Source organism: Microbacterium sp. NPDC057741 (assembly GCF_042798735.1).
GTDB lineage: Bacteria > Actinomycetota > Actinomycetes > Actinomycetales > Microbacteriaceae > Microbacterium.
The window spans coordinates 708,471-721,340 of sequence record NZ_JBHVJW010000002.1 but is presented as its reverse complement, the minus strand read 5'-3'; the positions used below and the strand labels follow the sequence as shown (position 1 = coordinate 721,340).

General features: G+C 70.2%; 7 protein-coding genes. 3 read left to right on the top strand and 4 right to left on the bottom strand.

What is annotated here, in order from left to right:
- Positions 1-8 precede the first annotated feature (8 nt).
- On the top strand, positions 9-1,385 hold the full coding sequence (locus ACFVDO_RS10325; protein WP_378856048.1) for a sulfatase: 1,377 nt from the start codon (positions 9-11) through the stop codon (positions 1,383-1,385).
- A 102-nt stretch (positions 1,386-1,487) separates the two neighbouring features.
- Here ACFVDO_RS10325 and ACFVDO_RS10320 read toward each other — a convergent pair whose 3' ends face one another.
- Complete coding sequence (locus ACFVDO_RS10320; protein ID WP_378856050.1) at positions 1,488-2,861, bottom strand: sulfatase; 1,374 nt, start codon at positions 2,859-2,861, stop codon at positions 1,488-1,490.
- A gap of 95 nt (positions 2,862-2,956) precedes the next feature.
- On the opposite strand from ACFVDO_RS10320, the gene ACFVDO_RS10315 reads away from it, so the two are divergent.
- Positions 2,957-5,365, top strand: a complete 2,409-nt coding sequence (locus tag ACFVDO_RS10315; protein ID WP_378856052.1) for a polysaccharide lyase 8 family protein — start codon at positions 2,957-2,959, stop codon at positions 5,363-5,365.
- A gap of 146 nt (positions 5,366-5,511) precedes the next feature.
- Here ACFVDO_RS10315 and ACFVDO_RS10310 read toward each other — a convergent pair whose 3' ends face one another.
- Positions 5,512-8,952 (bottom strand): bifunctional proline dehydrogenase/L-glutamate gamma-semialdehyde dehydrogenase, encoded by a 3,441-nt coding sequence (locus tag ACFVDO_RS10310; RefSeq protein WP_378856054.1) that lies wholly within the window; start codon positions 8,950-8,952, stop codon positions 5,512-5,514.
- A gap of 90 nt (positions 8,953-9,042) precedes the next feature.
- On the opposite strand from ACFVDO_RS10310, the gene ACFVDO_RS10305 reads away from it, so the two are divergent.
- Positions 9,043-9,924: a LysR substrate-binding domain-containing protein gene (locus ACFVDO_RS10305; RefSeq protein ID WP_378856056.1), complete on the top strand. Its 882-nt coding sequence runs from the start codon at positions 9,043-9,045 to the stop codon at positions 9,922-9,924.
- 144 nt (positions 9,925-10,068) lie between these two features.
- Here the strand turns inward: ACFVDO_RS10305 and ACFVDO_RS10300 are convergent, their stop codons facing one another.
- Both ACFVDO_RS10300 and ACFVDO_RS10295 read right to left on the bottom strand, forming a co-directional pair.
- On the bottom strand, positions 10,069-11,526 hold the full coding sequence (locus tag ACFVDO_RS10300; protein WP_378856058.1) for a carboxylesterase/lipase family protein: 1,458 nt from the start codon (positions 11,524-11,526) through the stop codon (positions 10,069-10,071).
- Between the two features lie 26 nt (positions 11,527-11,552).
- Positions 11,553-12,857, bottom strand: a complete 1,305-nt coding sequence (locus ACFVDO_RS10295; protein ID WP_378856060.1) for an MFS transporter — start codon at positions 12,855-12,857, stop codon at positions 11,553-11,555.
- Positions 12,858-12,870 lie beyond the last annotated feature (13 nt).

The window sequence follows — 12,870 nt, the reverse complement described above, 5'->3', positions numbered from 1 at the left end:
GAGGCACCGTGATCCGCCCGAACATCCTGCTGATCGTCTCGGACGACCACGGCTACGCCGACCGGTCCGCGCACGGCACGACGGGCGTGAAGACCCCGGTGCTCGACCGTCTCGCCGCGGAGGGTGCCACCTGCACCGACGCCTACGTCACCGCGCCGATCTGCTCGCCGTCGCGCGCGGGCATGATCACCGGGCAGTACCAGCAGCGCTGGGGCGGTCTGTGGTTCGACTCCGCGCACATCGGCACCGAGCCCACGATCGCCGAGACGCTGCGCGGGGCCGGTTACGCGACCGGCTATTTCGGCAAGGTGCACTACGGCGACGAGACCTCCGCCGATCGCGGCGCCCCACCGCACCACGGCTTCGACGAGTCGTTCTACGGGCTGGCCGGGCAGTCGATGGGCCGGCTGCACTATCTGCATCATTCGGCCGCCGCCGTCGAGCAGTACGGTGAGGCCGCTCATCCGATGGCGGTGCAGCCGTTCTGGTCGGGTGAGGACCCTGCCGAGTTCGACGGCTTCACCACCGACGAGATCGCGGACCGGGCGATCGACTTCATCGGCGGTGCGGGTGACGCGCCGTACTTCGCGATGGTGGCGTTCAACGCGGTGCACAACTTCTGCTGGCAGCTTCCGGATGAAGAGCTCGAGGCCCGAGGCCTGCAGGGCTTCGAGGACTGGCACCCCGGAGCATCCGAGTATCTGGACTGGTACGACGGGGCGATCAGCCCGAACCTGCCTGACGGGCGGGCGTACTATCTCGCGCAGCTCGAACTGATGGACCGCGCGATCGGCAGGCTGCTCGACGCCGTCGAGGGCCAGGACACGATCGTGGTCTACTTGACCGACAACGGCGGGTCGCAGTGCAACTACGGCGACAACGGCGACCTGCGCGGCACGAAGTACACGCTCTGGGAGGGCGGCATCCGGGTGCCGTTCCTGGTGCGCTGGCACGGAGTGACCGCACCGGGTTCGGTGGTCTCAGCGCCGGTCAGCGCGCTCGATCTCGCCGCGACGTTCGCCGCTGCGGCCGAGACCAGTCATGCCGGCGATGGCGTCGACCTGCGGCAGACGCTGGCGGATGCCACAGGCGACGCCGACCGCGAACTGCCCTCTGCCCGCGAACTGCACTGGGACTGCGGATGGCAGTGGGCCGTGCGTCGCGGCGACTGGAAGCTGCTCTCGGTGTCGGGGGACGATCCCACGGCGCTGTACGTGGCCCGCACCGAGCACACCGAGACCGGGAACGGCCTGTTCCTCACCGATCTCTCTACGGACCGCGGGGAGGCGGTCAACCTGGCGGATGCCCGACCCGACCTGGTCAGCGAACTGACAGCGGCGCACGAGAGGTGGCGCGCGGACGTGCGGCTGCCGTCCCGGGGCTGACCACAGCGCCGTGCCTCATCTCAGAACAGGAGAGCCCGCGAGGACAGGACGGCTGCCGTGGAATCGTCCTGTTCTCGGCGGATCTCCTGTCCTCGGTAAGGCTCAGTCGCCGTACGTCGCGGCGAGCGATGCCCGGCCAGGCCAGGCATCGCCGACGGCGGCCAGATCTGCGAGCAGCGCCCTTGCCAGATCTGCCGCCTCCGGGGCATCCGTCTGGCTGTCCAGCTCGTACGGGTCGACGACGAGGTCGAAGTATTCGACCTGAAGGCCCCGCTCCGGATGCCAGGTCGCGATGAGCTTCTCCCCCGGCGTGCGCAGCCCGCGGGCGCTGGACGGGTCGCTGCGGGACGGGTACCGGTAGTAGACGACCGAGTCCGTTCCGCCGGCCACCTCGCCGCGGAGCTGCGGCGAACGGTCGTGCCCGGGGAAGATCCCGGCATCCGCACCGGCCAGGCCCAGGATCGTCGGCGCGAAGTCCAGCGACGACACCGTCGCCTCGCAGACGCCGGGCGGCACGATGCCCGGCGCGTGCACGATCATGGGCAGCCGCATCGACTCCTCATAGGCGACGTTCTTGTACAGCTGCCCGTGACTACCCAGTTGCATCCCGTGATCCGCAGTGAACAGCAGCACGGTCGGCCGTCCTGTCGCCTCGACCGCGTCGGCCAACCGTCCGATCTGCTCGTCGACGCCCGTGATCGCGGCGAAGTAGTCGCGGGCGATCACGGCTGCCTCATCGGCGATCGCCGTCCCGTGCGGCACGTTCGGTCGGACCAGCAGCTCCTCCTCGGTGCGCTCCGCGTAGAGCCGTCGATATCTCTCCGGCACTTGATCGAACGGCTGATGCGGCGGGTTCAGCGACACCATCAACGCGCAGGGCTGCTCGCTCGGCGCCTCGAGGAACTCGAGCGCGACGTCGACCTCATGCTCCGCCGACCAGGCGTCGACGTCGACGCGGGCCTCACGGCCGGCATCCGTCGTCCAGTAGTGCGGCGCGAGATGCCGGTCGGCGGCGCCGTAGGAGTACCAGAAATCGAAGCCGAACCGCCGCTCCGGGGGCGACCACGCGTCCCAGACCTTGCCGTCGTCGCGGCGTCCCTCACCGAAGCGCTCGTCGTCGGGTACGGGAGGTTCCAGGTGCCACTTGCCGATGTAGCCGGTGCGGTAACCGGCATCCCGCAGTACGCTCGCCCAGGTGGGCAGCCCGTCACGCAGACCCACGCCGTCCTCCGCCGACTCGGAGTGCACATTCAGGGTGACGCCGTTCTCCCCCGGGCGCAGCCCGGTGAGGAACATCGCCCGATGCGGGCTGCACACGGGATACGAGCTGACCGCCTGGGTCATCACGCATCCTTCGGCGGCGAGGCGATCCAGCTGCGGGGTCGCCACCGGGTCGCCACCGGGCTCGATCGCCGCGGCGCGGAACTGGTCGGCCATGACGACGACAACGTTCGGTCTCGCATCGGGTTCGTTCATCGCTGCCAGTCAACGGGCCGCGAACACGAGGAATCAACATTGATTCCTCGTCTCTCCTCCTTCTAGCGTCGCTGACATCGACCGAAGGAGATCGTATGTTCACCCCCTCCCGCAGGAACGTGCTGCAGCTCGGCGGACTCGCCGCGGCCGCCGTTCTGCTCGCCCAGACCGGCCCGCTGTCCGCCTCCGCCGCCGTCCGCCCGCTGGCCGTCGACGTTCCAGAGATCGAGGCGCTCCGCCTCCGCTGGGTCGAGACGCTGACCGGTCGCAGCATCATCGCCGCGAACCCCTCGGCGTTCGCCGCTGTCATCGCACGGCAGGACAGGGCGACCGACACACTGCTCGCGAAGGTGAGCCCCACTGCCACGCGATTCTTCTCGGATCAGGACTGGGCCATCGGCGCCACCGACATCGCGAAGTCCAACTCGATGAGGATGAATTACGTCGGAATCCTCTCCCTCGCCGTCTCCTGGGCGACCCCCGGGTCGAAGCACGAGGGCTCCGAGACGGTGCTCGATACCGCGCTGCGCGGTCTCGCGCACATGCACGAGAAGATCTACAACACCGGCACCGCCTGGTGGGGCAACTGGTGGTCGTGGAACATCGGCGCACCGCAGCCGCTCGCGAACGCCATGGCGATCCTGCACGAGCACCTGTCCGCGGCCGAGATCGACGCCTACTGCGACGCGATCGATCACTTCCTGCCCGAACGCGATCCGCGCAAGCAGCAGCACCCCACCGGGCCTCAGTTCTCCGACGGGGCGAACCGCGTCGACATCTGCCAGGGGATCATCGTCCGGTCGATCGTGCAGCCGGACGCGGATCTGCTGCACAGCGCCGTATCGGCGCTCAGCGACACCTGGCAGTACGTCACGGAGGGCAACGGGTTCTTCCGCGACGGCTCGTTCGTCCAGCACTCCACGATCGGCTACACCGGAACCTACGGGCTGGTGCTGCTCGGCGGTCTCGCAAAGCTCTTCTCACTGCTGGCCGGCAGCTCGTTCGACATCACCGATCCCAGCCGCAGCAACATCACCGGCGTCGTGGAGGCCTCGTTCGCCCCGCTGATGTTCCGCGGCCAGATGATGGATGCGGTGCGCGGCCGCGCGGTCTCCCGCTTCGCGGAGCGCAGCGTCACCGACGGCAACGACCTCATCGAGCACACGCTGCGTCTGGCGCAGTCCGCCGACCCTGCCACGGCGGAGCGCTGGCGCGGACTGTGCCGGCAGTGGATCGAGGGCAGCACGGCCGCGAACATCTCCTCGACCACGAGCATCGTGCGGCTGTCGCTCGTGACGGAGCTGCTCGCCTCCGACGTGGTGCCCGTGGCAGACCCCACCGGACCGAGGTTCTTCCCCGCGATGGACCGCCTCGTGCACCGTTCAGCCGACGGCTCATGGGCGCTGTGCGTGGCGATGTGCTCGAACCGGATCGCCTGGCACGAGGGGACCGAGGCCGAGAACTTCACCGGCGTGAAGACCAGCCAGGGCATGACGTATCTGTACCTGCGCGAAGACGACGACCACTTCGATGACGAGTTCTGGCCGACGGCCGACCTCGCAGCACCTCCCGGCACCACCGTCGATCTCACTCCGCTGCCCCGCAACCCCGAGGGCGAATGGGGCGAGCAGACGCCGGCCAACGAGTGGACAGGCGGGGTGACCTTCGAGGACACCGCGCTCGCGGCGATGCACCTGGTCGCGCCGGGCGGCACCGGGCTCGTGGCCCGCAAGGCCTGGTTCACTCTGCCGCAGGGACTCGTGGCCCTCGGTGCGGACATCGCGACGGGCAGTACCGGCGAAGTGCGCACGGTGGTGGAGCATCGCAATCTCGGCAAGGATGCGCGCACGCTCCTCGTCGACGGCGCCGAAGTCACCTCGGAGACCGCTCTGACGAGCCCGCGATGGGCGCACCTGGACGGGACCGGTGGCTACGTCTTCCTCGACGACGCGCGGCTCGTGGCCGGGGTCGGCACCAGGGAGGGCAACTGGCGCGGCATCAACACCGGCGCCGCCGCGGGCACCGAGGTCGTGCAGCGCCGCTCGTACGGCACGCTGCACATCTCGCACGGCACCGGCTCCGCGGCATCCGGCGGGTACGCCTATCTCGTGCTCCCCGGCGCGGATGTCGAGGCGACCAGGGTCGCCGCCACGGCACCGAAGGTCGAGGTGCTGCGCAATGACGAGACCGCGCAGGCGATCAGGCACTCCTCGTTCGTCACCGCCGCCTCGTTCTGGCGGGCGGGCACCGTCGGTGACCTGTCCGTCGATCGGGCCGCGTGCGTGATCGTCCGGAAGAACCCGGGGATGGTGCGGATGTCGGTCAGCGACCCGACCCAGTCGGCGTCCGCACTGACCGTCGATCTCGCAAACACCGCGGTGAAGCGGGTCAAGGGTGCGGATGCCGCACGCATCTCCTTCGCCCGCCGCGGGGCCGGTGTGCGCCTCACGATCGACGTGTCCGGCACCGCCGGTGAGACGCTCGCGTTCTCACTGCACTCCTGAACTCCCGTGGGAGCCGCGCTCGGGTGGATTGACTACCTCACCCTGGCTCGGCTCCCACGGGCGCAAGACAAGAGGGGCCAGGATCTGCGGCATCCAAGGAGCGGGACTTCGCAGATTCTGACCCCTCAAGACGGGGAGCCGGGCGCTCAGCGCACGGGCTGCAGCACCGGCACGTCGTAGCGGTGCGGGGTGCCGAAGCGGTGCGCGGTGATCGACACGGCCTGCTCGCGCAGGAAGGTGAGCAGCTCGACGCGGCCGGCCGCGACGACCGGGTTCGCGTACAGCGCGAGGCTCGGCGAGCCGTCGACGGCAGCCGCGGTCGTCAGGGCGGATGCCCCGATCAGACGCACCCGGCCGTCGGTGGCCGCGAGACGCTGCGCGTGCGCGGCCCAGGCGGTGCCGTCCTCGTAGGCGACGACCACGTCGTGCGACCCGAGCCAGGTGGCGACGGCGGCCGGCAGCACCGAGGCGGTGCTCACGGTCACGCGCGAACCGGCGCGACGACCGGCGGCCGCGACGCGGAGCAGCTCCGCGACGCGCTCGCCCTCGTAGCGCACCGTGACCGGAACGGCCTGGTAGCGCAGCAGGTTCTGCTCGGTGGTCAGGCCGGTGGCGTCCCGCACCACGCCGAACTCCGACGCCCAGGCGTCGATGTCGGTGGCGAGAGCGCCGCGCAGCCATGCCGCGTCATCGCCCTCGACGAGGGCGACGGCCGACGAGCCGAGCTCGTCGAGCGCGGTCGCGGAGCGCACGGGAGCATCCGTCCACTCGGACAGGCCCACGAGGTAGTTCGGGCCGCCGGCCTTGGAACCGGCGCCGACGGCGGCCTTCTTCCAGCCGCCGAACGGCTGGCGCTGCACGATCGCACCGGTGGTGCCGCGGTTGACGTAGACGTTGCCGGCCTCGATGCGGGCCAGCCACTGCTGCACCTCGTCCTCGTCGAGGGAGTGGATGCCGCTGGTCAGGCCGTAGTCGATGTCGTTGACGATGTCGATCGCCTCGTCGAGGGTGTCGGCGGTCATGATGCCGAGCACCGGGCCGAAGTACTCCACGCGGTGGAACTCGCTGCCGCGCTTCACACCGTCACGGATGCCGGGACGCCAGAGCTGTCCGGCCTCGTCGAGCTTCTCGGGCTTGAGCATCCAGGACTCCCCCGCGTGCAGCGTGGTGAGCGCGGAGAGCAGCTTGCCCTCGGCCGGGCCGATCAGCGGGCCGATGCGGTTCGAGCCGTCCACCGGCGAACCAACGTCGTAGGCGCTGACGGCGTCGACCAGCTGGCGGCGGAACCGCTCCGACTTCGCGGCGGAGCCGACGAGCACGACCAGCGAGGCGGCCGAGCACTTCTGGCCGGCGTGACCGAACGCCGAGTAGGCGACGTCCTTCGCGGCCAGGTCGAGGTCGGCGGACGGGGTGACGATGATCGCGTTCTTGCCGCTGGTCTCGGCGAGCAGCGGCAGGTCCTGACGGAATCCGCGGAACAGCTCGGCGGTCTCGAAACCACCGGTGAGGATGACGCGGCCGACGGCCGGGTCGCTGACCAGCTGGGTTCCCAGGTCGCGTCCGTCGAGCTGCACGTACTGCAGCACGTCGCGCGGCACGCCGGCCTCCCACAGCGCCTCGATCATGACCGCGCCGGAGCGGCGGGCTTGGCGGGCGGGCTTGATGATGACGGGCGACCCTGTGGCCAGGGCCGACAGGGTCGAGCCTGCGGGGATCGCGACCGGGAAGTTCCACGGCGGGGTGACGACGGTCAGGCCGACCGCGTGCATCTCGGCGCCGTCGACCTGCGCCAGCTTGCGCGCGCTCTCGGCGTAGTAGTGCGCGAAGTCGATCGCCTCGGATACCTCGGGGTCGCCCTGCTCGATGACCTTGCCGGCCTCTGAGCCCATGACCTCGAGCAGGTCGGCGCGACGCGCCTCGAGGATCTCGCCCGCGTTATGCAGGATCGCGGCACGCCCTTCGGCGCCCAGCGCTCGCCAGGCCTCGCCGGCTGCGACGGCGGTCGCGATGCGCTCGGCGACCTGCTCGGCGGTCGACAGTGTGTTCGCGGCGACGGTCGCGTCACCGAGCTCGGACTCGGCCATGCGGGCGCGGATGCCGTCGGCCCAGATGCGGTTCGCCGACAGCGACGGGTCGGTGTCGGGAGTGTTCACGAAGCCGTCGGTCGGCATCGCCGGGGCGGGCAGCTGACGGTTCTGCACGCGGTTCGGGCCGGGGACCTCGGTGGGCACGTCGCGGATGGATGCCAGGAAGCGCTCCTTCTCGCGGTCGAACAGCTTCGGGTCCTCGTCGAGGTCGAAGACCGCCGACATGAAGTTCTCCTGGCTCGCGCCCTCCTCGAGCCGGCGGATCAGGTAGGCGATCGCTACGTCGAACTCATCGGGGTGCACGACCGGCGTGTAGAGCAGCAGCGAGCCGACGGTGCGCTTGATGACCTGCGCCTGCGCCGTGGCCATGCCGAGCAGCATCTCGAACTCGATGCCGTTCTCGACCCCGCGGCGCTTCGCGAGCAGCCAGGCCAGGGCGATGTCGAAGAGGTTGTGGCCTGCGACGCCGATGCGGACGTTCCCGACGTGGTCGGGACGCAGCGCGTACTCGAGCACGGCCTTGTACGAGGCATCCGACTGCTGCTTGGTCGACCAGGTCGCCAGCTCCCAGCCGTGCGACTCGGCGTCGACGGTCTCCATCGGCAGGTTGGCGCCCTTCACGACGCGCACCTTGATCGGCGCTCCGCCGTCGGCGACGCGGGCCGCGGCCCACTCCTGCAGGCGCATCATGGCGCCGAGGGCGTCGGGCAGGTAGGCCTGCAGCACGATGCCGGCCTCGAGGTTCTTGAACTGCGGACGGTCGAGGATGCCGGTGAACACCGCGATCGTGAGATCGAGGTCCTTGTACTCCTCCATGTCCAGGTTGATGAACTTGTCGCCCTTGACGGCGATGTCGTACAGCGGCAGCAGCGCCTCGGAGGCGTCGGCGACGGCGTGGTCGAAGGCCCACGGGCTGTGCGGAGCGACGGTCGAGGAGACCTTGATCGAGACGTAGTCGACGTCGTCGCGCTGCAGCAGGCGGCGGGTGCCCTCCAGACGGCGCACGGCCTCCTCACGGCCGAGGATCGCCTCGCCGAGCAGGTTGACGTTGAGCTTCACGCCCTGCGTCTCGCGGATGTGCTTGATCGCGGCGCCGAGCTTCTCGTCGCGCGCGTCGACGATGAGGTGACGCACCATCTGGCGCAGCACGGCGCGGGCGGAGGGCACCACGATCCCGGGCAGCATGGTCGCGGTCGCGCCGCCGAGGCCGATCGCGCCGCGCATCACGCCGGGCAGGAACTTCGGGGTCAGCGGCACGAGCTCCTTGAGCTTGGCCGCGGCGACCTTCGTGTCCTCGGGGCGCACGACGCCGTCGACGAAGCCGACGGTGAAGTCGAGGCCGTTGGGGTCGCGCAGCACACCGGCGAGGCGCTCACCGGCGGCATCCGTCGGCACCTCGCGACTCTCGACGAGCCACTGGCGGACGAGGGCGACGGCGTCGTCGGCGAGGTCCGAGAGGTCGGAGACGGAGGTTTCGGCAGCGGGCACAGGGGTCGTCATGATCTCAGTGTGCGCTCTTCAACCGTCTATGAAAAGCGACCGTTTTCGATGGATAATGTTCGAGATACTCGATGCTTCCGAAAGGATCCCATGTTCGAGCTGCGAAGGCTGCGGATGCTGCACGAGCTGGCACTGCGCGGGACGATCGCCGAGGTCGCGGCATCCCTCGCCTACTCGCCGTCGACCGTGTCGCAGCAGCTGTCGCTGCTGGAGCGCGAGGCCGGCGTCGCGCTGCTCGAACCGGATGGCCGACGGGTGCGTCTGACGCCGGCGGGACGGATGCTCGCCGAGCACGCCGCCCGCGCCCTGGAACTGGACGAGGCGGCGCGCGCCGCCCTGAACACCGACCTGCAGGCCCTCGAACCCGTGCGGATCGCCGCCATGCCGACCGCCGCGGAGGCGATCGTCCCAGCGGCGCTCACGATCCTCGCCGAGCGGATGCCGCAGCTGCGCGTCGAGCTCGCAGAGCTCCCCCCGGAGGAGAGCCTGTTCGAGCTCACCGCCCGCCGATTCGACCTGGTGATCGCCGAGCAGTATCCGGGTCACACCCGCGAGCGGCACGACGGCGTCGATCACGACCTGCTCGGCGAGGACCCGATCCGCATCGCGATGCCTCCGGCCGAGAAGCCGGCGCCGCTGCGCGCCCTGCGCGATCGCGCCTGGGTGATGGAGCCCGCCGGCACGGCGGTGCGGCAGTGGGCGGTGCAGCAGTGCCGGGCGGCGGGCTTCGAGCCCGACGTGCGCTTCCAGGCGGACGACCTCACCGCGCACGTGCGACTGGTCGAGGCCGGTCACGCCGTGGCGATGATCCCCGATCTGATCTGGGGCTCGTCGCAGCCGACGACGACCCTCGCCGATCTGCCGGGGCGTCCGGTGCGCGAGGTGTTCACCGCGGTGCGCACCGCCGCGCGCGACGACGACCGCATCCGCGTCGTCCGCGACGCCCTCGCAGAGGCGTTCGCCGCCCGCTGAGTCGTCGTCCCTTCCGCCGGACGCTGCCCAGGTCGCAGTTCGCCCCGGAAAGACCGTCGAAGAGCGTGATCGATTGCGACCCGAGCGGATGCCCCGATGCCGAAGCGCGACGAACTGCGACCTGAACACGCAGGGCGTGAGCGGCTACACCAGCGCGCGCACCGCGGCGTAGGCGTCGACGAGGTCGGACGAGGGGGTGTCCCAGACGCGTGCCACCCCCGCGGCATCCCACGCCGGCCAGCCCGGATCGCTCGAGACGATGAACGACACGGCGGCGCCGTGCACTGCGTCGGCGAGAGCCTGCGGCGGGTTGGGTCCCGCGAGCGGCTCCATCGCGGGGCCGTCCAGGCAGTCGAAGAAGAACGGCACGTCGAGGCAGTGCTCGGCGAAGCCGAAGTGCCCCGAGGGCCACGAGAACCGGTACACCCACGTCGGCGCGGGGCCGCGCGCGGCGGCGATGCCGAGGATCGCGGTGCGGAACATCCGGTCGGTCAGCACCCGGCCGGCCAGCCGCGCCTTGCCGAGCTTCACGACGTCCTGGTTCGCGGCGAGGTACGCCGCTCGCCGGTCGCGCGGCACGCCGAGCCTGCCGAGCAGCATCCCCTTGGGAACCCAGCGCAGCATCTTCGCGGCATCCGCGAGCGCCATGGTGAACTCGTCGTCGGTCGCGCCGAGCACGAGCGGCTTGTCGGCGCCGACGCCGGCGCGCAGTGACTCCGTCGTCGGCCGCGTGATGAGGTCGCCGTCGACGGATGGGCCGAGCGGCAGTCCCTCGTCGATGATCTTCGACATGTCGCCGCCGTCGAAGGCCGTCGCCGCCTTCTGCAGCTCCAGCACCTTGTCCTCGCTCAGCGACGAGAACCCGGCTCGCGTCGGCTGCACGCCGCCGGATGCCGCGAGCTGACGACCGAACGCCTCCGAGCGCTCCGCGGACACGTCGGCGAGCGCGCCGGAGATCGCATAGACGCCGTGGAACAGGTGCTGCGCGGCCTCCATGCCGAGCAGGGTCATGACCGCACCGCCGCCGGCGGACTGCCCGGCGATGGTCACCCGCGACGGGTCGCCGCCGAACGCGGCGATGTTCTGCTGCACCCATTCCAGGGCCAGTATCCAGTCGCGCACACCGCGGTTCGACGGGGCGTCCTCGATCCAGCCGAAGCCGTCGAACCCGAGCCGGTAGGAGAGCGTCACGGTGACGACATCGTCGCGGTTGAAGTTGCGCCCGTCGTACCAGGGGCTCGCCGGCGACCCCGCGAAGTACCCGCCGCCGTGGATCCACACCAGCACCGGCAGCGCGCCGCCGAGCGAGGGCGTGAACACGTTCACGTTCAGCGTCGCCTCGCCAGGGATCGACGGCTCGGGGATGAGCGTCACACCGGGGTCGCCGCGCTGCGCAGTGGGCGCGAACGCCAGAGCATCCCGAACACCCTGCCACGGCGCCTTCGGCACCGGCGCGGCGTAACGCAGCTCACCGACCGGCGCCTCGGCGAACGGGATGCCGAGGAACGCCGCCGACTGCGGGTTCCCCCTGCCGCCCGTGGTCGGACGCCACGCTCCGCGCACCCGGCCTGCGGCGGTCTGCACCTCGACGAATTCGGTCATGACTGCGTTCCCTTCTGCGGCGGCCATCAACGGACTCCCTTGATCGGCGCGGTGGCGACGGCGGCGAGCACCACGAAGACGATCGCGAAGACGAACAGCATCGCGTAGCCGCCCAGCGACGAGATGATCAGCAGAGCGATCACGGGGCTGAGCGCCTGCGGGATGTTCGTGGCGACGTTGAGGATGCCGAGGTCCTTGCCCGCATCCGTCCCCTCGCTCGGCAGCACCTCCGTCATCAGCGCCGCGTCGACGGCCATGTACACGCCGAACCCGATGCCGTTCAGGATGCTCATCACGATCATTCCGGTCATGCTCGGCATCATCAGCGGCATCACGAACCCGACCACCATCACGACGGATGCCACGTAGATGAACACCTTCCGGCGACCGACGCGGTCGCTCCACCAGCCCGCCAAGCCGATGGCCAGCAGCGTGGGCACGAAGGCCACCAGGGTGAGCGTCAGCACGGCGCCCTGCGCCTCGGACAGCGACAGCCCGATGTACTGCTGCAGCAGGTACAACTGGTAGGTCGAGACCACGAAGTAGCCGAGGATCAGCAGGAACCGCGCCGCGAACGCCCATCCGAAGTCGGGGTGCTTGCGCGGATTCACCCAGAAGCCCTTGAAGAATGCGCCCCATCGGAAGGGCGCGACCGCGGCATCCTTGGACGACCAGTCGCGGTTGAGCACCACGAACAGCAGCGTGACGACGATCACCGCGGCGCCGAAGATCGAGTAGGCGACGCCGAACTGCGCGGCGAGAGCGCTCGCGAGCATGACGCCGATCGTGCCGCCGAGCTGCATGCCGATTCCGAGCATCGCGCTCGCCCCACCGCGCTTCGCGCGCGGGAAGCGGTCGGCCGTGATCGTGGTCAGCGGCGCCTGCAGGAAGTTCAGCGAGACCTGGATCAGCACCCAGAAGATCGTGATCCAGACCAGCTGCTGCAGCGAGCCGAGGCCGAACAGCAGGATGCCGCCGGCGAGTGCGCCGACGACCATCCAGGGTGCACGACGGCCGAAGCGCGAGCGGGTGCGATCGCTGAACGCACCCGCGAGCGGCTGGGCGAACAGCGTGAAGACGAAGGAGGTGGTCGTGACGATCGCGAGATTCGCCTCTTTGTGCGCGTCGCCGAACAGCAGCTGGATCTGCGTGGGCAGCAGGATCGCGATGAGCCCGGCATAGGTGGCGTACAGGGTGAGTGAGGCGGTCAGCATGCTCGGCAGCAGGCGTCGCTGCGCGGGCGGGCTGGCGGCGGGCTCGCCGGCGGCGGGTGGTTCGGCAGAGATCAGCCCGGTGGGAGCGAGCTCCGCGGCAGGGTCGGGAAGGGTCATGAGGTGCTCCTCG